Annotated in this window: 21 protein-coding genes; 13 read left to right on the forward strand and 8 right to left on the reverse strand. The window is 68.4% G+C overall.

Annotated elements, in window-relative coordinates; all coding sequences use genetic code 11:
• Positions 1 to 65: 65 nt before the first annotated feature.
• The 8 genes from tpx to WJ12_RS02665 form a co-directional block, all read right to left on the reverse strand.
• A complete protein-coding gene (gene tpx, locus WJ12_RS02630; protein ID WP_034182673.1) occupies positions 66 to 569 on the reverse strand; it encodes a thiol peroxidase in 504 nt (167 codons plus the stop codon).
• 74 nt (positions 570 to 643) lie between these two features.
• Positions 644 to 1,993, reverse strand: a complete 1,350-nt coding sequence (locus WJ12_RS02635; RefSeq protein WP_059558057.1) for a zinc-ribbon and DUF3426 domain-containing protein — start codon at positions 1,991 to 1,993, stop codon at positions 644 to 646.
• Positions 1,994 to 2,038: 45 nt separating this feature from the next.
• On the reverse strand, positions 2,039 to 2,941 hold the full coding sequence (prmA, locus tag WJ12_RS02640) for a 50S ribosomal protein L11 methyltransferase (protein WP_034186386.1): 903 nt from the start codon (positions 2,939 to 2,941) through the stop codon (positions 2,039 to 2,041).
• 2 nt (positions 2,942 to 2,943) lie between these two features.
• Positions 2,944 to 4,311: an acetyl-CoA carboxylase biotin carboxylase subunit gene (gene accC / locus WJ12_RS02645; RefSeq protein WP_034186387.1), complete on the reverse strand. Its 1,368-nt coding sequence runs from the start codon at positions 4,309 to 4,311 to the stop codon at positions 2,944 to 2,946.
• Positions 4,312 to 4,398: 87 nt separating this feature from the next.
• Positions 4,399 to 4,872 (reverse strand): acetyl-CoA carboxylase biotin carboxyl carrier protein, encoded by a 474-nt coding sequence (gene accB / locus WJ12_RS02650; RefSeq protein WP_034186388.1) that lies wholly within the window; start codon positions 4,870 to 4,872, stop codon positions 4,399 to 4,401.
• Positions 4,873 to 4,938: 66 nt separating this feature from the next.
• Positions 4,939 to 5,391: a type II 3-dehydroquinate dehydratase gene (gene aroQ / locus WJ12_RS02655; protein ID WP_059558055.1), complete on the reverse strand. Its 453-nt coding sequence runs from the start codon at positions 5,389 to 5,391 to the stop codon at positions 4,939 to 4,941.
• 194 nt (positions 5,392 to 5,585) lie between these two features.
• A complete protein-coding gene (locus WJ12_RS02660) occupies positions 5,586 to 6,137 on the reverse strand; it encodes a TlpA family protein disulfide reductase (RefSeq protein WP_059558054.1) in 552 nt (183 codons plus the stop codon).
• Between the two features lie 7 nt (positions 6,138 to 6,144).
• Positions 6,145 to 6,789 (reverse strand): hypothetical protein, encoded by a 645-nt coding sequence (locus WJ12_RS02665; protein ID WP_034186444.1) that lies wholly within the window; start codon positions 6,787 to 6,789, stop codon positions 6,145 to 6,147.
• Between the two features lie 247 nt (positions 6,790 to 7,036).
• Between WJ12_RS02665 and mpl the strand changes: the two genes are divergently transcribed.
• The 13 genes from mpl to araG all read left to right on the forward strand — a co-directional run bounded on the left by mpl (position 7,037) and on the right by araG (position 21,718).
• On the forward strand, positions 7,037 to 8,422 hold the full coding sequence (gene mpl, locus WJ12_RS02670) for a UDP-N-acetylmuramate:L-alanyl-gamma-D-glutamyl-meso-diaminopimelate ligase (RefSeq protein WP_034186390.1): 1,386 nt from the start codon (positions 7,037 to 7,039) through the stop codon (positions 8,420 to 8,422).
• Positions 8,419 to 8,988 carry a YqiA/YcfP family alpha/beta fold hydrolase gene (locus WJ12_RS02675; protein WP_034186391.1) on the forward strand — a complete coding sequence of 190 codons (570 nt, stop codon included), beginning with the start codon at positions 8,419 to 8,421 and terminating at the stop codon, positions 8,986 to 8,988. Before mpl ends, WJ12_RS02675 begins: the two co-directional genes overlap by 4 nt.
• Positions 8,989 to 9,068: 80 nt before the next feature.
• Positions 9,069 to 11,156, forward strand: a complete 2,088-nt coding sequence (locus WJ12_RS02680; RefSeq protein ID WP_059558052.1) for a ribonuclease catalytic domain-containing protein — start codon at positions 9,069 to 9,071, stop codon at positions 11,154 to 11,156.
• Positions 11,153 to 12,019 carry a shikimate dehydrogenase gene (gene aroE / locus WJ12_RS02685; RefSeq protein ID WP_034186393.1) on the forward strand — a complete coding sequence of 289 codons (867 nt, stop codon included), beginning with the start codon at positions 11,153 to 11,155 and terminating at the stop codon, positions 12,017 to 12,019. The genes WJ12_RS02680 and aroE overlap by 4 nt, the downstream gene beginning before the upstream one ends.
• A 14-nt stretch (positions 12,020 to 12,033) precedes the next feature.
• On the forward strand, positions 12,034 to 12,771 hold the full coding sequence (gene mtgA, locus WJ12_RS02690) for a monofunctional biosynthetic peptidoglycan transglycosylase (RefSeq protein WP_059558051.1): 738 nt from the start codon (positions 12,034 to 12,036) through the stop codon (positions 12,769 to 12,771).
• A 424-nt stretch (positions 12,772 to 13,195) separates the two neighbouring features.
• Positions 13,196 to 14,806: a S10 family peptidase gene (locus tag WJ12_RS02695; protein WP_059558049.1), complete on the forward strand. Its 1,611-nt coding sequence runs from the start codon at positions 13,196 to 13,198 to the stop codon at positions 14,804 to 14,806.
• Positions 14,807 to 14,888: 82 nt separating this feature from the next.
• Positions 14,889 to 15,290, forward strand: a complete 402-nt coding sequence (locus WJ12_RS02700) for an EF-hand domain-containing protein (RefSeq protein WP_034186396.1) — start codon at positions 14,889 to 14,891, stop codon at positions 15,288 to 15,290.
• Between the two features lie 349 nt (positions 15,291 to 15,639).
• Entirely contained in the window at positions 15,640 to 16,539 is a 900-nt protein-coding gene (locus WJ12_RS02705; protein WP_034186397.1) for an IclR family transcriptional regulator, read from the forward strand.
• Entirely contained in the window at positions 16,536 to 17,561 is a 1,026-nt protein-coding gene (locus WJ12_RS02710) for a 2-dehydro-3-deoxygalactonokinase (RefSeq protein ID WP_034186398.1), read from the forward strand. Before WJ12_RS02705 ends, WJ12_RS02710 begins: the two co-directional genes overlap by 4 nt.
• Before the next feature lie 22 nt (positions 17,562 to 17,583).
• Positions 17,584 to 18,261, forward strand: a complete 678-nt coding sequence (locus WJ12_RS02715; RefSeq protein ID WP_034186399.1) for a 2-dehydro-3-deoxy-6-phosphogalactonate aldolase — start codon at positions 17,584 to 17,586, stop codon at positions 18,259 to 18,261.
• A complete protein-coding gene (locus tag WJ12_RS02720; RefSeq protein ID WP_069245730.1) occupies positions 18,261 to 19,040 on the forward strand; it encodes an SDR family oxidoreductase in 780 nt (259 codons plus the stop codon). The genes WJ12_RS02715 and WJ12_RS02720 overlap by 1 nt, the downstream gene beginning before the upstream one ends.
• Positions 19,041 to 19,142: 102 nt before the next feature.
• Positions 19,143 to 20,138 (forward strand): arabinose ABC transporter substrate-binding protein, encoded by a 996-nt coding sequence (locus tag WJ12_RS02725; protein WP_049030988.1) that lies wholly within the window; start codon positions 19,143 to 19,145, stop codon positions 20,136 to 20,138.
• Positions 20,139 to 20,206: 68 nt separating this feature from the next.
• Complete coding sequence (araG, locus tag WJ12_RS02730; RefSeq protein WP_069245537.1) at positions 20,207 to 21,718, forward strand: L-arabinose ABC transporter ATP-binding protein AraG; 1,512 nt, start codon at positions 20,207 to 20,209, stop codon at positions 21,716 to 21,718.
• Positions 21,719 to 21,768 lie beyond the last annotated feature (50 nt).

The raw sequence follows: 21,768 nt of genomic DNA on the forward strand, positions 1-21,768 counted from the left end.
TGAGGGACCCTGCGCGACAACGCCGCGCGAAGGGCGCGGCGCGGCAGGGGAAAGCGGTAGAAAGCTTACTTCAGTGCGGCGAGCGCTGCATCGTAGTTCGGCTCGTCCTTGATTTCGCCGACGAGTTCCGCGTGGATCACCTTGTCCTGCGCGTCGAGCACGACGACGGCACGGGCGGTCAGGCCGTTCAGCGGGCCGCTCGTCACGTCGACGCCGTACGCGTTCGCGAACGCGCGGCCGGTGCGGAACGTCGAGGCCGTCACGACGTTGGCGAGACCCTCGGTCGTGCAGAAGCGCGTGGCGGCGAACGGCAGGTCGGCGGACACGACGACCACGACCGTGTTGTCGAGCGACGACGCGGCTTCGTTGAACTTGCGGGTCGACGTCGCGCAGGTCGGCGTGTCGAGGCTCGGCACGATGTTCAGCACTTTGCGCTTGCCGGCGAAGCTGGCGAGCGACAGGTCGGCGAGGTCCTTGCCGACCAGCTTGAAATCGGCGGCTTGGGCGCCGACGGCCGGGAACGTGCCGGCGAGATCGATCGGGTTGCCACCCAGCGTAACTTTGCTCATGTTCGTGCTCCGAAATAGCGCGCCGCTTGAGGCGCGCGGGTTGAGACGGGCGCGCATGCGCGCGCCGCGGTGCGTCACGGATAGAAGATCTGGACGCGGAAATTCGAGGCGGGCGTGCCGTTCGTTTCGAGGCGGACGACCATCGTCTGCGTGGTGCCGGGCGGCAGCCCGGCGTCGATCGGCGTGCCCGGACGCACGTAGTCGCGCGGTGCGAGCACGCGGCGCACGGTGACGCGATTGGCGTCGTCGAGCAGCGTGAGTTCGAGCGACGGGTACGCGAGCGCGACGCGGTAGCGGTTCGTCAGCGGTACCTTCAATTCGAGTTCGCGCGGCCCGTCGAGCTGGCGCAGGTCGGTCGCGTCGAGCCGCAGGCCGTCGATCGCGCGCGGCGGCGCGACCGTGCAGCCGAGCGGCGCGCAAGCCTGCCGGAACCAGCCCTGCGTGACGGGCCAGTCGATCATCAGCGTTTCGCGTTGCCACCACGCGAGCTGCGTGACGAGCAGCACGGCCAGCACCGCCGCGACGAGGCCGCCGAAGAAACCGCCGAGCATCCCGCGCTGCTGCGGCGCGCGCGTCTCGCGCGTGACGGCGAAGTGCGGGCGGTCGTCGTCGGACAGTGCGGCCGGGAATGGTGCCGCCGGCTCGGCTGCCGCCGCGGGCGCGGCCTGATCATGACGGGGGAACGCGTCGGATCCGGTTGCGGGTTCGGGTTCGGGTTCGGTGACGGCCGGCGCCGGCGTGAACGCAAAACGCGGCTCGCGCGGTGCGCGTTCGTCGTCCGGCACGGCGAAGTGCGCGTGGCCGGCGGGTTCGGCGGCATCGGGCGTGGCTTGCGGTTCCGACGGGAGGTGGGCGACGAAGCGCGGCTCGCGCGGGTCGCGCTCGATCGGCGCGGGCAAGGCAGCGGTGTCGTGTTCCGTCGGCTGCGAATGCGGTTCGGCCGGTTGCTCGACGCCAGTCGAAGCGGCGTCGAGTTCGGTCGGGGACGGGAACGGCACGGGCGTGCCCGACAGATGAACGACGCCGGCTTCCGCGGCCGGGAGCGCGAGCGGCACCAGCGGCTCGACGCGGACGGTCTCGACGCTGTGCTGCAGCGACGGATCGACGCCGGCGTCGAGCCACGGCGCCCACATGTCCCAGCCTTCCGGCTTGTAATCGGTGTGGGACGGCGACGCGGCCGGCGCGTCGGCGGTGAACAGCCGTGCGGGCGGGGCCTGATGATGCGCGTCGCCGTGGTCCGGCGCCGCAGCCGCGTCGGTCAGGGCCGGTTCGGGCTGCGGCGCGTGCCCGGGAACGAGCGATTCGGACGCGTTGAAGACTTCGTGGCAATGGCCGCAGCGCACGAGCCCGTCATGCAGCGAGAGCTGTTCCTGCTGCAGCCGGAAGACGGTTTCGCAATGAGGGCAGCGCGTCGCAAGAAGCATGTCGAGCCGGGCGGCCTGCTGGCCAGAGTGAAGGACAGCGCTATTCTAATGGCTTTCCCGCCGGGTTCCGGCGAGGCATACCCAACCTTCGTGTTCACGCCAGACCGAGATGTCGACGTAGCGCGCGTAGACGGCCGCGACTTCGTCCGCCTGGCGTGCGAGCACGCCCGACAGCGCGATGCGCCCGCCCGGTTTGACCTTCGATGCGAGCATCGACGCCATCAGCTTCAGCGGGTTCGACAGGATGTTCGCGACGACGATGTCGAACTCGCCGTCCGGGCATGCGTCGGGCAACCCGTACGTGACTTCCGCACGGTTGCGCTCGCTGTTCTGCCGCGCCGATTCGACGGCTTGCGGATCGATGTCGATGCCGATGACGGGGTTCGCCCCGCATTTCTTCGCGAGGATCGCGAGAATGCCCGAGCCGCAGCCGTAGTCGAGCACCGACTGGCCGGGCTTCACCGACTGTTCGAGCCACTCCATGCACAGACGGGTAGTGGGGTGGCTGCCGGTGCCGAATGCGAGGCCCGGATCGAGTTCGAGGACGAGCGCATCGGGATCGGGCGCGTCGTGCCACGACGGCACGACCCAGATCCGCTCGCCGATCGGGATCGGCTCGAACTGCGATTGCGTGAGCCGCACCCAGTCCTGTTCCTCGACTTCGCGGACGACGAACTTCGGCGTTTCGGCGATGCCGATCTCGTTCGCGGCCGCGGCGAGCAGCACGGCCGGCTCATGGTCGGCCGACAGCAGCGCGACCACGCGCGAGTGCTGCCACGCGGTGCGGTCGGGCACGAGGCCCGGCTCGCCGAAGAGCGGCTGTTCGTCGGGCGTGTCGGCGTCGGCGTCCTCGACGGACACCGACAGCGCGCCGAGGTCGAGCAGCGCGTCGGACAGCGCCTCCGCATGCTCACGGGCCAGTTCGACGACGAGTTCGCGATAGCTCATGCTTACGCTTCTTCCGGTGCGACCTGCTGCTTCTGCGCGAGCCGGTTTTCGAGATAGTGGATGCTGGTGCCGCCTTCGACGAACTTCGAGTCGATCATCAGCTCGCGGTGCAGCGGGATGTTGGTCTGGATGCCTTCGACGACCATTTCCGACAGCGCGATGCGCATGCGGCGGATCGCCTGCTCGCGCGTCGCGCCGTAGGTGATCAGCTTGCCGATCATCGAATCATAGTTCGGCGGCACGAAATAGCCATTGTAGGCATGCGAGTCGACGCGCACGCCGGGGCCGCCCGGCGTATGCCACGACGTGATCCGGCCCGGCGACGGCGTGAACTTGAACGGATCCTCGGCGTTGATCCGGCATTCGATCGCATGTCCGCGGAACTGGATGTCGCGCTGGCGCAGCGCGAGCTTCTCGCCGGCCGCGATGCGGATCTGTTCCTGCACGATGTCGACGCCCGTGATCAGCTCCGATACCGGGTGCTCGACCTGCACGCGCGTGTTCATCTCGATGAAGTAGAACTCGCCGTTTTCGTACAGGAATTCGAACGTGCCCGCACCGAGGTAGCCCATCTTCTTGCAGGCGTCCGCGCAGCGGTCGCCGATGCGGTCGATCAGGCGGCGCGGAATGCCGGGCGCCGGCGCTTCCTCGATCACCTTCTGGTGGCGGCGCTGCATCGAGCAGTCGCGCTCGCCCAGCCAGATCGCGTTCTTGTACGCGTCCGACAGCACCTGGATCTCGATGTGACGCGGGTTCTCGAGGAACTTCTCCATGTACACCTGCGGGTTGCCGAACGCACGGCCGGCTTCCTCGCGGGTCATGTTGACCGCGTTGACGAGCGCAGCCTCGGTGTGCACGACGCGCATCCCGCGCCCGCCGCCGCCGCCGGCCGCCTTGATGATGACCGGATAGCCGATCGCGCGCGCAATCTTGACGATCTCCTTCGGATCGTCCGGCAACGCGCCTTCCGAGCCCGGCACGCACGGCACGCCGGTCTTGATCATCGTCTGCTTCGCGGTGACCTTGTCGCCCATCATCCGGATCGTTTCCGGGCGCGGGCCGATGAACGTGAAGCCCGACTGCTCGACGCGCTCCGCGAAATCGGCGTTTTCCGACAGGAAGCCGTAGCCGGGGTGGATCGCCTCGGCATCGGTGACTTCCGCGGCGCTGATCAGCGCCGGCATGTTCAGGTAGCTCAGGTTCGACGGAGCCGGGCCGATGCAGACGGCTTCGTCCGCGAGGCGCACGTACTTGGCTTCCTTGTCGGCTTCCGAGTAGACGACCACCGTCTTGACGCCGAGCTCGCGGCACGCGCGCTGGATGCGCAGCGCGATTTCACCGCGGTTGGCAATGAGGATTTTTTCAAACATAGCGAGTATTCGTCTCTTCGAGGGGCGCGCGAACGGCGCCAGGCGAGCATCTCGGCGGCGCGCGGCCGGGACGGCCGCGCGGCGGGCTTAGCCGATCACGAAAAGCGGCTGGCCGTATTCGACGGCCTGGCCGTTCTCGACGAGGATTTCCTTGATCACGCCGGCCTTGTCCGACTCGATCTCGTTGAGCAGCTTCATCGCTTCGATGATGCAGATGGTCTGGCCTTCCTTGACCGTGTCGCCGACCTGGACGAACGGGTCCGCGCCCGGCGACGGCGCGCGATAGAACGTGCCGACCATCGGCGACGTCACGACGTGGCCTTGCGGTGCGGCCGGTGCGGCGGGGGCGCCCGCGGCCGGCGCGGCAGCGCCTTCGGTCGGCAGCGCGGCCGACGGAGCGGGCGCGCTGACTTGCGGGGCATACCCAGCCGTCGGCTGCACGTAGACCGGCGGTGCGTTCTTGACGATGCGCACCTTGCCTTCGCCTTCCGTCACTTCCAGCTCGGAGATGCCGGATTCGGAAACGAGGTCGATCAGAGTTTTCAGCTTACGAAGATCCATCGGGAATTCCCCTTTCAATACGTGAAAGCGCCGGTTAGGGGCCGGCGCTGAATCTAGATCGCGAAATCAGCCGCGCGACGTGCCTTGCAGCTTGTCCAGCGCGTACTCGAGCGCGTACAGATAACCTTTCCAGCCGAGCCCGCAGATCACGCCTTCGGCCTGGTCGGAAAAGTAGGAGTGGTGCCTGAACGCTTCGCGGCGATGCACGTTCGACAAGTGAACCTCGACGAACGGGATGCCAACGCCGGCGAGCGCGTCCCGGATCGCAACGCTCGTGTGCGTGTACGCGGCCGGATTGATCAGGATGAAATCGGTCTGTTCCTCCCGCGCGGCCTGGATGCGGTCGACCAGCGCACCTTCATGGTTACTCTGGAACGACGACAACTCGGCGCCGGCTTCCCGGGCGCGCGCGGCAAGCGCCTGATCGATCTGAGCGAGCGTGACGCGGCCGTACACCTCCGGTTCCCGGGTGCCGAGAAGGTTCAGGTTGGGGCCGTGCAGCACCAGCAATCGTGTCATGGTCGCTTCTATTTCTGCGGAATTGCGCGAACTTTAGCGCTATTTAGAGAAATTTGTCTAGTTTTGCCGAACGGCCGGGCGCGACGGACCTGCAAGAATTACCGGCATGGAGGCAAAGTATCGGCGAATTCACGCGAAATTGCGGCGATCGACAGGCAAATCGCCGCCAACGTGCGGGCCGCCGTTCGGGCCGGTTACAGCGCGTCGAGCGTCTTTTTCAGCTCGGCCGGCTGGATTTGTCCCAATTTTGTCTCGCGAATCTTGCCGGTTTCGTCGATCACGACCGTAAACGGCAGCGCGCCGGCGGTATTTCCAAAATTACGGGCCAGATCGGCGCCTGCGTAACCGCTGACGAAGACCGGATAGTCGACCTTCACCTTCTGCAGGAAGTTCTTCACGTTCTGCTCGGAATCGACGCCGATCCCGATGAAACGGATGCCTTTCTGCTTGTACTGGTGCGACAGTGCGACGAGCTCGGGCATTTCCTCGACGCAGGGGCCGCACCACGATGCCCAGAAATTGACGACGACCTTCTGGCCCTTGAAAGCGGCCAGCGAGGCCGGCTTGCCGTCGGTGCCCGTTAGCGACGACGCCCACAGCTGGTCGACCGGGTTGCCGTGCGCGGCGGGCGCGGCGACGGCGACGCCGTCGTCGGCACTGCCGCGGAACCAATGGCCGGCGGTCAGTCCGCCGGCGACGGCGGCGGCCGCGACCACCGCGAGCGCCAACATGCGTTTCATCATCATCGTTGAATCATTCCGGTTCGGAAGGGGTCTTGCCTGCCTCGACGAGCGCGCGCAGCGCGGCGGCATCGGCGCGGGCGACGCGGCCGCGCGCGTCGGCCTTGACCGCGCCGCGCAGGTCGTCGCTCGCATAGAGCGCGAGATGGATGCCGATCGCGTCCATGTCGCGCCGCGGGCGCCACAGGAAACTGAGCGTCTCGACGTCGGCGCGGCCCGCGAAGTGCCGCGTCTCGGAGACGTCGTACTGGACGTTCTGGTTCAGCAGGTAGATGGCGACGTCCTTCGGGTTGTCGGTGAATGCCTGCAAATGGATATCCGAATGGGCGTTCGCGGTGCCGTTCAGCACGGCGCCCGTCACATAGGGATGGAACTCGGCGAGCCGGCGCATCCAGTCGAGCGCGATCTCGCGCAGGCGGCGCAGTTCGTCCGGCTGGGTATCGCTCTGGAACAGCGCGAGGTATTCGCGCAGTTCTTCCTCGATCTGGTCGTTATCCGGCAGCCATTCGCCGGCAACGCGCGAATCGCCCAGCAACTGGCGCGCGGCCTTGCGCTTCGCGCCGGCATAGTCCAGGCCGTCCTCCGCGATCAGGCGGGCGGCGGATTGGGCGATTTCCTCGCGGACGCGCCGCGGGTCGAGAAGGGATTTGCGAGACATGATCCGGCAATCATACTCGATCGCCGACGGGCCCGAGCACGGGTACGGCGGGCCGCCGCCCGACGCCCGGCCGGGGTTCGCCCGCATCGTTCGGGCCGCCGGGCAGCGCAGGCCGTCAGTTACAATAGCCATCTTTGTGTCGCGGCAAAAGTCGTGGGTCGGCGCCGGTCGCGCGGTCCGTCCGGCGCGCCGCACATGCATCCTTTCCGAATCGACGGCGCCCGGCGGCGCGAAAGCATTCATCTCTATGCACATCCATATTCTTGGCATCTGCGGCACCTTCATGGGCGGTCTCGCCGTACTCGCGCGCGAAGCGGGCCACACGGTGACGGGTTGCGACGCGGGCGTCTATCCGCCGATGAGCACCCAGCTCGAGGCACAGGGCATCACGCTGATCGAAGGCTACGGCGCCGAACAGATCGACCTGAAACCGGACCTGTTCGTGATCGGCAACGTCGTCACGCGCGGTAATCCGCTGATGGAGGCGATCCTCGATCGCGGCCTGCCGTACGTGTCGGGCCCGCAGTGGCTCGGCGAGCACGTGCTCGCCGGCAAGTGGGTGCTCGCGGTCGCGGGCACGCACGGCAAGACGACCACGTCGTCGATGCTCGCGTGGCTGCTGGAGGACGCAGGCCTGAACCCCGGTTTCCTGATCGGCGGCGTGCCGCTGAATTTCGGCGTGTCGGCACGGCTCACCGACTCGAGCTTCTTCGTGATCGAGGCCGACGAGTACGACACGGCGTTCTTCGACAAGCGTTCGAAGTTCGTCCACTACCGGCCGCGCACCGCGGTGCTGAACAACCTTGAATTCGATCACGCCGACATCTTCCCGGATCTCGCCGCGATCGAGACGCAATTCCACCATCTCGTGCGCACCGTGCCGGGCGTCGGCCGGATCGTCACGAACGGCCGCTCGGACGCGCTCGAACGCGTGCTGGCGCGCGGCTGCTGGAGCGAGGTCGAGCGCTTCGGCGTCGACGGCGGCTGGCAGGCGCTGCCGGCCGAGGACGGCGTGCCGGTCGACGAGCGCTTCGCGGTGTACTCGCAGGCCGAGCGCGTCGGCGAAGTCGCGTGGCAGGTGCAGGGCGACCACAACCGGATGAACGCGCTCGCGGCGATCGCCGCCGCGCGCCACGTCGGCGTGCCGCCCGCGCAGGCGGCGGCGTCGCTCGCGTCGTTCCGCAACGTGAAGCGCCGGATGGAAGTGCGCGGCAGCATCGACGGCGTGACCGTCTACGACGATTTCGCGCACCATCCGACCGCGATCGAAACCACGATCGCCGGCCTTCGTGCGCGCATCGGCCGCCAGAATGCCCGCATCCTCGCCGTGCTCGAGCCGCGCTCGAACACGATGAAGCTCGGCGTGATGAAGTCGCAATTGCCGGCCAGCCTCGCCGATGCCGATCTCGTGTTCGGCTACGGCGCCCCGACGGGGCGCGACGCGCTCGGCTGGAATCTCGGCGAGTCGCTGGCGCCGCTGGGCGACAAGGCACGCGCGTTCGACGATCTCCACTTGCTGGTGAAGGCCGTCGTCGAGGCCGCGCGCCCGGGCGACCACGTGCTCGTGATGAGCAACGGCGGCTTCGGCGGCGTGCACCAGAAGCTGCTCGATGCGCTCGGGAGCCGCACGTGATCCTGTATCTGCACGGCTTCCGGTCGTCGCCGGAATCGCAGAAATCGCGGCTGCTCGCCGCGCGCATGGCCGAACTCGGCCGTACCGGCGAGTGGCGGTGCCCGTCGCTGTCGGTGTCGCCGCTCGAGGCGATCGCGGTGGCCGAAGCGGAAGTGGCGGGCGCGCGCGACGTGACCGTCATCGGCAGCTCGCTCGGCGGCTATTACGCGACGTGGCTGGCGGAAAAGCACGGCTGGAAGGCCGTGCTGCTGAATCCGGCCATCGTGCCGCAACGCGATCTCGAGCAGCACCTGGGCGAACAGCCGCTGTGGCACGGCGGCGGCACGATCGTCGTCGAGCGCCGTCACCTGCATGAGCTCGACGCGCTGCGCGTGCCGGCAATCACGCGCGCCGAACGCTACTATCTGTTCGCGGCGACCGGCGACGAAGTGCTCGACTATCGCGAGATGCTGGCGCATTACCCGGGTGCGAAAACGCGCGTGATCGAAGGCAGCGATCACGGGATCAGCGAATTTGCCGACTATGTCGACGACGTTCTCGCATTTTGCGACGGAAAGACGTCATAAATCGGCCCTGTGCCGATCGAATTCCCATCATCATGCGGTGCCGCCGACGCGGCGCCGGGCAGTCTGAACGAGAGTACTGAGTGAACGTTTTCTTCGAGGAATCGGGCAGTTTCAAGGCGGGCAGCGTGCTGTCGCGCCAGGGCGATGCATTTCAGGTCGAGTTGCCCGGCGGGCGGCGCGCGAAGGTCCGCGCGAAAGACGTGCTGATCGAATTCGAGAAGCCGGCCGCGAGCGAGCTGATGCAGGAGGCCGACACGGCCGCGCAGCAGATCGACCTGGATTTCCTGTGGGAATGCGCGCCGGCCGACGAGTTTGCGTATACGGCGCTGGCCGCCGAGTATTTCGGCGCGGCCTACGGCCCGGTCGAGCGCGCGGCGCTGGTGCTGCGGCTGCATGGCTCGCCCGTCTACTTCCGCCGCAAGGGGCGCGGCCAGTATCAGCGCGCGCCGGAAGAGCAGCTCAAGATGGCGCTCGCGTCGCTCGAGCGCAAGCGCCAGCAGGCGCTGGTCCAGGCGCAGTACGAAGAGGAACTGAAGGCCGGCAAGCTGCCGGACGCGTTCGCGGGCAAGGTGCTCGGGCTGCTGACGCGGCCGGACAAGAACGCGATCGAATACAAGGCGATGGAAGCGGCGGCCGGCGCGCGCGGCGTGTCGCCGGCGCGGCTGATGCTCGACTGCGGCGGCATCGCGTCGCCGCGTGCGCTGCACGAGGCGCGCTTCCTCGCGGAATTCTTCCCGCACGGCACGGGCTTTCCGCCCGTCGCGGTCGGCCCGCTGCCGGACGATCTGCCGCGCGCGAACGTCGAGGCATTTTCGATCGACGACATCACGACGACCGAGATCGACGATGCGTTCTCGGTCGAGCACCTGTCCGACGGCCGCGTGCGGATCGGCGTGCACATCGCGGCGCCGGCGCTCGGCATCGTGCGCGGCGACGCGGTCGATGCGATCGCGCGCACGCGCCTGTCGACCGTCTACATGCCGGGCGACAAGATCACGATGCTGCCGGACGACGTCGTCGACGTGTTCACGCTGAAGGAGGGCGATTACCGTCCGGCGCTGTCGCTGTACATCATCGTCAACCGCGAAACGCAGGAGATCGTCGCGAACGAGACGCGCGCCGAGCTCGTGTTCGTGAAGAACAACCTGCGCCACAACACGCTCGACGAGCTCGTCACCGAAGAGACGCTCGCGGCCGGCACCGGCGACTATCCGCACAAGGACGACATCGCCGTGCTGTGGCCGCTCGCGCAGGCGCTGTTCGAGAAGCGCCAGGTCGCCCGCGCGGGCTACGGCCTGAAGCGCGAGGTGCAGCGCAACACCGACTACAACTTCTACGTCGAAGGCGAGCACGTGTCGATCACGCCGCGTCGCCGCGGGTCGCCGCTCGACCTGATCGTGTCGGAGCTCGCGATCCTCGCGAACTCGACCTGGGGCGCGTTCCTGCACGACCACACGGTGCCGGGCATCTATCGCTCGCAGCGCGGCTTCGGCGCGCCGGGCCCGAAGCGCACGCGAATGCAGACGACGGCCGCGCCGCACGAAGGCCTCGGCGTGGCCCAGTACGCATGGAGCACGTCGCCGCTGCGCCGCTACGTCGACCTCGTGAACCAGTGGCAGCTGCTCGCGTGCGTGCAGCATGGCGTCACCGCGAAGCTCGCCGCGCCGTTCAAGCCGAAGGACGCCGACCTGTACGCGGTCGTGCAGGGTTTCGACGATACCTATACGGCCTATGCCGATTACCAGCGCCGCATGGAGTACTTCTGGTGCTTGCGCTGGCTCGCGCAGGAGCAGAAGAAGCAGGTGGTCGCGAGCGTCGTGAAGGGTGATCTCGTGCGCCTGGAGGACATTCCGCTGCTGCTGCATGTGCCGGGGCTCGGCGTGCATGCGCGCGGCACGCGCGTGCTGCTCGACGTGATGTCGCTCGACGAGCTGACGATCGAGGCGTCGGTGCGCCTGCTGAACGTGCTCGACGTGCCGACCGTGACGAGCGGCGACGCGGCCGACGAAGAGGATGACGCCGAAGGCGGCGACGACACGCTGGTCGACGCGGAAGACGCGTCTGCGGAAACCGAAGCCGAAGCGCTGGCCGAAGCGGACGGCGCGGCATCGGAGGCGGGCGGCGAAGCCGCGAACGGCAACGACGGCGAAGAAGGGCGCGCATCATGACCGCGGCGGTGTCGACGAGCGGTGCCGACCGCTATGTCGTGTTCGGCAACCCGGTGGCGCACAGCAAGTCGCCGTTCATCCACGCGCAGTTCGCCGCGCAGACGGGCGAGCCGATCGAGTATGCGCACCGGCTTGCGCCGGTCGACGGCTTTGAAGCCGCCGTGCGCGCCTTCGTCGCCGAAGGCGGCCGCGGCGCGAACGTGACGGTGCCGTTCAAGCTCGAGGCGCATGCGCTGGCCGACTCGCTGTCGCCGCGCGCGGCGGCGGCGGGGGCGGTGAACACGCTGCGCATCGATGCCGACGGCCGTATTCACGGCGACAACACCGATGGCGTCGGCCTCGTGCGCGACATCGAAGCGAATCTCGGCGTGTCGCTCGCGGGCGCGCGCATCCTGCTGCTCGGCGCGGGCGGTGCGGCGCGCGGCGTCGTGCTGCCGCTGCTCGACCGCGCGCCGCTGTCGATCACGATCGTGAACCGCACCGCGAGCAAGGCCGAGGCACTCGTCGGCCAGTTCATGCAGGCCGCGCACGATGCGGGCTGCACGCTCGCGGGCGGCGGCCCCGACGTCGTGCGCGCGGAGCCGTACGACGTGGTGATCAATGCGACGGCCGGCAGCCTCGACGCCGCGTTGCCGGAATGCGACGCGGCCGCGTTCGGCGCGGGCACGCTCGCATACGACATGATGTACGGCGCGCAGCCGACCGTGTTCATGCAGCACGCGGCGTCGCTCGGCGCGCGCACGGCCGACGGGCTCGGGATGCTCGTCGAACAGGCGGCCGAATCGTTCTTCATCTGGCGCGGCGTGCGGCCGGACGGCGCACCGGTGCTGGCCGCGCTGCGCCAGGCGCTCGCGGCGAGCTGACCGGAGCGCGGCACGTGGTGGCGGTGAGCAGCACGCAGCGCACGCGATCGGTGAGCCTCGCTCGCTGGATCGCCTATGCGGGATCGGTGTTCGCGCTCGCGTGGCTCGCGACGCAGCTGTTCTATCTTGTGCAGATCGCGTTGTGGTCGTTCGTGAACCCGGGCTCGACCGCGTTCATGCGCACCGACGCGTGGTGGCTGTCGCGCGCGACGCCGCCCGCGCAGATCCAGCACCAGTGGGTGCCGTACGACCAGATCTCGCGCAACCTGAAGCGCGCGCTGATCGCGTCCGAGGACGCGACCTTCGCGACCAACAACGGCTACGACGTCGACGCGATCCTGCAGGCGTGGGAGAAGAACAAGGCGCGCGGCAGGATCGTCGCGGGCGGCTCGACGATCACGCAGCAACTCGCGCGCAACCTGTTCCTGTCGCGCGAGAAGAGCTACATCCGCAAGGGGCAGGAGCTCATCATCACGTGGATGCTCGAAGCGGTGCTCGACAAGGAGCGCATCTTCGAGATCTACCTGAATTCCGTCGAATGGGGCCGCGGCGTGTACGGCGCCGAGGCGGCCGCACGCTATTACTACAAGGTTCCCGCGAGCCGGCTCGGTGCATGGCAGTCGGCGCGTCTCGCGGTGATGTTGCCGAAGCCGCGCTGGTTCGACGCGCATCGCGGCTCGGCCTACCAGGCACAGCGCGCGGCGGTCATCGCGCGCCGGATGGGGACGGCCGAACTGCCGCAATCGGAGTGAGCGGCGCGAGCGCGCCGTCGCATTGTCCGTTCCGTCGCCCGTGCGCCATTGCTGCGCCGCAGCGCATTCGTGTCGCGCGCATGTCGGGCCACATCCATTAGACGAATTCGTCTATTTCGCTTTCCTGAGCAATGCGGGCGACCGTGCGTTTTTGTTTGCCTGCATGGCACGAATTTCGCCCTTTTTTAGTCGCTGCGGGTAAACGCGAAAGCCGATGAAAGCCACGTGAAATGCAACGTTTCGTGATTCGAAGCATTCCTGAAAGGTGTGCGCCGCACCGTCGGCCGGCCAAATATTTCAAAATTTTTCAAAGCTGACGGGCTCGCGTATATTGGCCAGCGCCTCGGCTCATCGGCCGCAAGCGAGGCGGGGGGCGGCTTATCCGGCTGCTCGACACAAAAAACATCCGAGAAGGAAAGCAACGATGCCAGCGAGCAAAGCGAAGCTGTTGTTGGGGGTAGTGTTTTCTTCGCTGATCCTGACGGCCTGCAACGACGACGTCACATCGTCCGCCGCTGCGAGCGCCGCCAATTCAGCCGATCCCGCCGCTCAGGCGGACCGGGCGTACAACGATCCGAACAGTTATTCGTCGAGTGCGAACGCGTCGCTCGACCCTTCCGCCGCGGTTGAAAAGGCCGCCGTCACGCATCACCAGATCACGCTGAACGGCAAGACGATCCGCTACACGGCCACGGCCGGCCACCTCGTCGCGCGCAATCCGCAGACCGGCGCGCCCGAAGCCTCGTTCTTCTACGTCGCCTACACGGCCGACAACCAGCCCGCGGCGAAGCGGCCCGTCACGTTCCTGTACAACGGCGGCCCGGGCTCGGCATCGGTGTGGCTGCACCTCGGTTCGTTCGGCCCGCGCCGGATCCAGACGGGCGACCCGAACGCGAATACGTCGACGTTCCCGTTCGTCGACAACCAGGAAAGCCTGCTCGACACGACCGACCTCGTGTTCGTCGATGCGATCGGCACCGGCTTTTCCGAAGCGATCGCGCCGAACACGAACCAGACGTTCTGGGGCGTCGACCAGGACGGCGGCGCCTTCCGCGATTTCGTCACGCGCTACCTGACCGTAAACCAGCGCACCGGTTCGCCGAAATACCTGTTCGGCGAATCGTACGGCACGCCGCGCACCGACGTGCTCGCGAACCTGCTCGAGACGGCCGGCGTGAAGCTCGACGGCATCGTGCTGCAGTCGTCGATCCTGAACTACAACACGAACTGCGACATGGCGAGCGACTACGTCGGCAACTCGAACAACGGGTCGAGCCCGGTGAGTTGCGCGGGCTTCGTGCCGTCGTACGGGGCCGTCGGCGCGTACTATCAGCTCGACAATCCGAACCCGTCGAACCTGCCGCAGTATGCGGACCAGATGCGCCTGCTGACGGCCGGCAGCTACGCGCCCGCCGTGAACGCGTACCTCGCGAGCCATACGCCGCCGCCGCCGAACCTCGTGACGACGATGGTGAATGCGACCGGCGTGAAGCAGTCGCTGTGGAATGCGGACTTCAACGTGATCCCGACCTTCTTCGACAACAGCTTCCAGCTGTCGCTGGTCCCGGGCACGCTGATCGGCCGCTACGACGCGCGCGTGAACGTGCCCGTGTCGAGCCCGCTCGCGGCGGACGGCGATCCGTCGAGCTCGTTCATCACGAAGCCGTTCACCGACACGATCGGCCGCTACCTGCCGAACGAACTGAAGTACACCGCGCAGTCGGCCTACTCGGTGAGCAGCAACGCGATCAACACGTGGGACTGGACGCACGACGGGCTCGCGATGCCCGACACGATTCCCGACCTCGCCGCGGCGCTGACGCTGAACCCGCAGCTGAAGGTGCTGTCGTTGAACGGGTATCACGACATCGCGACGCCGTTCTACCAGACCGAGCTCGACCTCGCGCGGCTCGGGACGCAGCCGAACCTGACGATCAAGGACTATCAGGGCGGACACATGGTCTATCTCGACGATACGTCGCGTCCGCAGGAGAAAGCCGACCTCGTGACCTTCTACAACGCGGCCGCGCACTGATGCAGCGCCGGGCCGGCGTCGGGCGCCCGCGATGGCGCCGTCCGCCGGCCGTCGACGACCTCATTCCAGACTGGAGCCTGATATGAAGAACCGTTTCATCGTCGTTGCCGCGGCGCTCGCATGGGTCGGCGCCGCAGCATCCGTATCCGCGTTCGCGCAGGCGAGCGATGCCGCCGCACCGGCGCGTGCGCGCCAGGCGCAGCTCGGCGATCCGTACGTGCCGCCGGCCGCGCGCCGCGCGACCGCCGGCACGCAGACGACCGGCGCCGCGCTGCATGCGCAGGTGGTGCGCAAGCTCGCGAGCCAGTTCAGCGCGGCCGACACGCAGAACACGGGCTCGATCACCGAGTCGCAGGCGCGCGCGGCCGGCCTCGGCTATGTCGCGAATCACTTCCGGCAGATCGATGCGGGCGGCAACGGCCGCGTGTCGTTCGCCGACGTGCAGCGCTACATGCAGGCACGCAGCACGAGCAGCCAGCAGTAAGCGCGGCGGATCGTGAACCAACGGGGGCGGAACCCGCGACACGGCGGGTTCCGCCCCCGTGTTCATGGCGCGGCCGTTGCCTCGCACCCGCGGCCGGTTTCCGCCGGATTCTCATTATCTGGACAACGCATTCAAATATTGGAGCCGAGTGCGCGCGCTCCTACAATCCGAAGCACATCGACAGCTTCGGACCCACGCATCGCGCGGCGCCCGTCGCACACGGAGACACCTTCCATGAAGTTCGCCGGGCGCTTTACTCGGTGCATCGACCGCCGCCACGCCGCAGCACGGGACCTCGTTCCGGCGCCGCGCGTGCGGCTTCACCGATTCCGTTGAAGAAGCCCGTTCCATGACCAAGATGCCCGATTCCCTTGCCCTCGACGCCCGGCGCGCGACGCCGGCCGATGTCTCGCTGACCGACAGCATCGGCGCGACCAGCACGCCGCTCGATCTCGCCGCGCAGCAGGCCGGCACGCAGACGCTGCTGCGCGGCCTCGCGATCCTCGAGGCGATCGCGAACGGCGCGCGCGACATGCGTGCGATCGGCGCGGCGCTCGGGACGACGCGCAGCACGACGCACCGTCTCGTCAGCAGCCTCGTGCAGGCGCGCTACCTGCGCCAGGTGCAGGGCGGCTACCTGCTCGGCCCGAAGCTGATCGAGCTCGGCACGATCGCGCTCGAGCAGATGCCGCTCACCGCGGTGGCGCGGCCGCATCTCGAAGCGCTCGCGGAAGCGACGCTCGACACGATCCACCTCGGCGTGCGCGACGGCGACGACGTGCTGTACATCGACAAGATTCCCGGCACGCGCGGCCTCGAGATGCGCTCGCGCGTCGGCCACCGGATGCCGCTCGCGTCGACCGGCATCGGCAAGGCAATGATGCTCGACCTCGATCCGGACCTGTGGCGTTCGCTGTTCGAGGCCGCGCGACGCGCGCTGGCCGGCGTCAATTTCAAGCCCGACAACCGGCCCGAGACGAGCGCGTTCCTGCAGCGCATGGCCCACTACGCGGCCGGCGGCTATACGTTCGACCTCGAGGAGAACGAGGCGTCGATCCGCTGCGTGGCCGCACCGATCCGCGACGCGTCGGGCGCGATCGTCGCGGCCGTGTCGGTCGCCAGCACCATTCCGTACATGCCGCACGACCGGATGGACGAACTGATTCCGCTCGTGCAGCGCGAAGCGCGAGCCATTTCCGCGGAACTGGGCTGGAGCCCGCCGCAGGGTACCCGCAGGATCAAACGATGACCACTTCGACCCGGCCCGCTCCGGACGCCAGCACCGCCTTTCCGTCGCTGATCGCGCTCGACTGGGGCACGACGTCGCTGCGCGCCTACCTGTACGACGCGCGCGGCGCGCTGCTCGACACGCGCAGCCGCGCGGCGGGCGTGATGCATGTGCCGGGCGGCGGCGCGCGCGCGTTCGACGCCGTCTTCGAGGAAGCGTGCGGCGACTGGCTCGACCGCACGCCCGGCCTGCCGGTGCTTGCCGCCGGGATGGTGGGCAGCGCGCAGGGCTGGCGCGAGGCGCCGTACGTCGCGGTGCCGGCCGGCGCCGACGCGCTCGTCGCGGGCCTCATCACGGTGACGACGTCGCGCGGCGCGACGGTCTCGATCGTGCCCGGCGTGATCGCGACGGGCGAACTGCCCGACGTGATGCGCGGCGAAGAAACGCAGATCGTCGGCGCACTCGCGAGCGATCCCACGCTTGGCGCCGATCGTTCAGGGGTACTGATCGGCTTGCCGGGCACGCATGCGAAATGGGCGTGGGTGAAGCACGGGTTGATCGAACGTTTCCAGACCTTCATGACGGGCGAGCTGTTTGCCGTGCTGCGCGATCACACGATCCTCGGCCGCACGATGCGCGCGGGCGCCTCGCCCGACCGCGACGCATTCGTGCGCGGCGTGTCGGTCGCGCGCGGCGCGCAGCGCACCGGGCTGCTCGCGACGATTTTCAGCACGCGCACGCTGGGGCTGACCGACCGGCTCGCGCCCGATGCGCAGGGCGACTACCTGTCGGGCCTGCTGATCGGTCATGAACTCAATGCGCTCGACGCGATGCTCGCGGAGCGCGGCATCGCGCTCGCGGACCAGCCGCTCTTGCTGATCGGCGACGACGGCTTGTGCGCGCGCTACGTCGACGCGCTCGAGGTATTCGGCCATGCGCATGCGCGCGTTGCCGCGCATGCGACCGAGCGCGGCCTGTGGCGCATCGCGTCGCGTGCCGGGCTCGTGCGCGCGGACGGCGAGCCCGTCTGCGCCGACCAATGAACTGCTTGCAGAGGAATCTTCGATGCCGTCCGACCTGACCTTGCCCGCGCCGTACACGCCCCACGCCGCCCTGATGCGCGCGTTCGACGCGTGTCCGCTGATCGCGATCATGCGCGGCATCACGCCCGCCGAGGCGGCCGACCACGGCCGCGCGCTGTACGAGGCCGGCTTCCGGATCGTCGAAGTGCCGCTCAACTCGCCGGATCCGTTCGACAGCATCGCGGCGCTGCGGCGCGCGCTGCCGGACGACGCGATCGTCGGCGCGGGCACCGTGCTGCGTGCCGAGTACGTCGACCGCGTGCAGGACGCGGGCGGCGCGCTGATCGTGATGCCGCACAGCGACGCGGCGGTGATTCGCCGCGCCCGCGAGCGCGGCCTCGCGAGCGCACCGGGCGTCGCGACGCCGACCGAGGCGTTCGCGGCCCTGACGCACGGTGCCGACGTGCTGAAGATGTTCCCGGCCGAACAGCTCGGCGTGCCGGTCGTGAAGGCATGGCGCGCGGTGATCGACCGCGCGGTGCCGCTGATCCCGGTCGGCGGCATTTCGCCCGACAACATGGCGCCGTTCCTCGACGCGGGCGCGAACGGCTTCGGCCTCGGCTCGGCGCTGTACCGGCCCGGCCAGTCGGCCGACACGACGGCGGCGAACGCGCGCGCGTTCCAGGCCGGCTTGCGCGTCGCGCGCGGCGGAGCGGCATGATGGGCCGCCTCGCGGGCAAGGTCGCGATGGTGACGGGCGCGGGCCGGGGTATCGGCGCCGCGATCGCCCGCGCGTTCGTTCGCGAGGGCGCGGCCGTCGCGCTCGTCGATCTCGACTTCCCGCAGGCGCAGCACACGGCCGCCGCGATCGCGCGCGAATTCGACGGCGCACGCGTGTTGCCGCTGCAGGCCGACGTCGCGCGGCAGGACGCGGTGCGCGATGCGCTCGCGCGGACCGAAGCGGCGTTCGGTCCGCTCGACGTGCTCGTGAACAACGCGGGCATCAACGTGTTCGCCGATCCGCTGACGATGACCGACGACGACTGGCGCCGCTGCTTCGCGGTCGATCTCGACGGCGTGTGGCACGGTTGCCGCGCGGCGCTGGAGGGAATGGTCGAGCGCGGCCGCGGCAGCATCGTGAACATCGCGTCGACGCATGCATTCAGGATCATCCCGGGCTGCTTTCCGTACCCGGTCGCGAAGCACGGCGTGCTCGGTCTCACGCGCGCGCTCGGCATCGAATACGCGGCGCGCAACGTGCGCGTGAACGCGATCGCGCCGGGCTACATCGAGACACAGCTCACGCGCGACTGGTGGGACGCGCAACCCGATCCGTCCGCCGCGCGCGCCGCGACGCTCGCGCTGCAGCCGATGAAGCGGATCGGCCGGCCGGAGGAGGTCGCGATGACGGCCGTGTTCCTGGCGTCCGACGAGGCACCGTTCATCAATGCCGCCTGCATCACCGTCGACGGCGGGCGCGCGGCGCTGTACCACGACTGACGCAACGATTCGAAAGACCGCACGTGCGACGGCCGCGCGCACGCTGCGTCGAAACCAACAAGCGGCTGCATCCTGTTCGATGAAAACAAGGAGACACTGGAGATGAAACGCAGAACGTTCGTAACGCTGGCGGCCGCGGCCGCGGTGGTGATGGGCAGCCCGGTCGCGCACGCGGCCGACCCGGTCAAGATCGGTTTCCTGGTGAAGCAGCCGGAAGAGCCGTGGTTCCAGGACGAGTGGAAGTTCGCCGAAATCGCGGCGAAGCAAAAGGGCTTCACGCTCGTGAAGATCGGCGCGCCGTCCGGCGAGAAGGTGATGAGCGCGATCGACAACCTGTCCGCGCAGAAGGCGCAGGGCTTCATCATCTGCACGCCCGACGTGAAGCTCGGGCCGGGTATCGTCGCGAAGGCGAAGTCGCACAACCTGAAGATGATGACGGTCGACGACCGCCTCGTCGACGGCGCGGGCAAGCCGATCGAGTCGGTGCCGCACATGGGGATCTCCGCGTACAACATCGGCAAGCAGGTCGGCGACGGCATCGCGGCCGAGATCAAGAAGCGCGGCTGGGACATGAAGGACGTCGGCGCGATCGACATCACCTACGAGCAGCTGCCGACCGCGCACGACCGCACGAGCGGCGCGACCGACGCGCTGGTGGCCGCCGGCTTCCCGAAGGCGAACGTGATCGCGGCGCCGCAGGCGAAGACCGACACGGAAAACGCGTTCAACGCGGCGAACATCGCGCTCACGAAGAACCCGCAGTTCAAGCACTGGGTCGCGTACGGGCTGAACGACGAGGCCGTGCTCGGCGCGGTACGCGCGGCCGAAGGGCGCGGCTTCAAGGCCGACAACATGATCGGCATCGGCATCGGCGGGTCCGACTCGGCGCTGAACGAGTTCAAGAAGCCGCAGCCGACGGGCTTCTACGGCACCGTGATCATCAGCCCGAAGCGCCACGGCGAGGAAACCTCGGACCTGATGTACACGTGGATCACGCAGGGCAAGGCGCCGCCGCCGCTGACGCTGACGACGGGCATGCTCGCGACGCGCGACAACGTGTCGAAGGTACGCGACGAGATGGGGCTCGCGTCGAAGTAAGCGGCCCGCCGGCTGCCGCGGCGATGCGGCGGCCGGCGGTCGATCGATTTCGGAAGTGGAGAGACGACGTGTCAGCGGCACTGCGTTTTGACAATATCGGCAAGGTATTTCCCGGCGTGCGCGCACTCGACGGCATTTCGTTCGACGTGCAGGCGGGCGAAGTGCATGGCCTGATGGGCGAGAACGGCGCGGGCAAGTCGACGCTGTTGAAGATTCTCGGCGGCGAATACCAGCCCGATGCGGGCAGCGTGCTGGTCGACGGCCAGCCCGTGCAGTTCGCGAATGCGGCCGCGTCGATCGCGGCCGGCATCGCGGTGATTCACCAGGAGCTGCAGTACGTCCCCGACCTGACGGTCGCGGAAAACCTGCTGCTCGGCCGCCTGCCGAACGCGTTCGGCTGGGTGAGGAAGCGCGAGGCGAAGCGCTACGTGCGCGAGCGGCTCGCGGCGATGGGCGTCGACCTCGACCCCGACGCGAAGCTCGGGCGGCTGTCGATCGCGCAGCGGCAGATGGTCGAGATCTGCAAGGCGCTGATGCGCAATGCGCGCGTGATCGCGCTCGACGAACCGACCAGTTCGCTGTCGCATCGCGAGACCGAGGTGCTGTTCAAGCTCGTCGACGACCTGCGCGCGCAGGGCCGCGCGCTGATCTACATCTCGCACCGGATGGACGAGATCTACCGGCTCTGCAATGCGTGCACGATTTTCCGCGACGGGCGCAAGATCGCGTCGCACGAGTCGCTCGGCGACGTGCCGCGCGAACGGCTCGTCGCCGAGATGGTCGGGCGCGAGATTTCGGACATCTACCATTACGCGCCGCGCGCGCTCGGCGACGTGCGGTTCTCCGCCGAAGGCATCGACGGCCATGCGCTGCGCGAACCCGCGAGCTTCTCGGTGCGCGCGGGCGAGATCGTCGGCTTCTTCGGGCTGGTGGGCGCGGGCCGCAGCGAACTGATGCGGCTCGTGTACGGCGCGGACCACCGGCGCGCGGGCGTGCTGACGCTCGACGGCGCGCGCATCGACGTGAAGCGCACCGGCGACGCGATCCGCCACGGCATCGTGCTGTGCCCCGAGGACCGCAAGGAAGAAGGGATCATCGCAATCGCGTCGGTCGCGGAGAACATCAACATCAGTTGCCGCCGCCATTCGCTGCGCGCGGGGCTGTTCATCAACCGCAAGGCCGAAAGCGAAACGGCCGACCGCTTCATCCAGCGGCTGAAGATCAAGACGCCGAACCGGCGCCAGAAGATCCGCTTCCTGTCGGGCGGCAACCAGCAGAAGGCGATCCTGTCGCGCTGGCTGGCGGAGCCCGACCTGAAGGTCGTGATCCTCGACGAGCCGACGCGCGGGATCGACGTCGGCGCGAAGCACGAGATCTACGACGTGATCTACCGGCTCGCGGAGCGCGGCTGCGCGATCGTGATGGTGTCGTCGGAGCTGCCGGAAGTGCTCGGCGTGTCCGACCGCATCGTCGTGATGCGCGAAGGCCGGATTGCCGGCGAGCTGCCGCGCGAACGGGCGAACGAGCACGCGGTGCTGAGCCTCGCGCTGCCGCAGACGAGCGCGGTCGAGGCAGCCTGACGCGACCGGCGACAATCGAATCGAACCTGCGCGGCGCGGGCCGCGCGAAG

Origin of the sequence: Burkholderia seminalis (assembly GCF_001718535.1) — a bacterium.
Lineage (GTDB): Bacteria > Pseudomonadota > Gammaproteobacteria > Burkholderiales > Burkholderiaceae > Burkholderia > Burkholderia seminalis.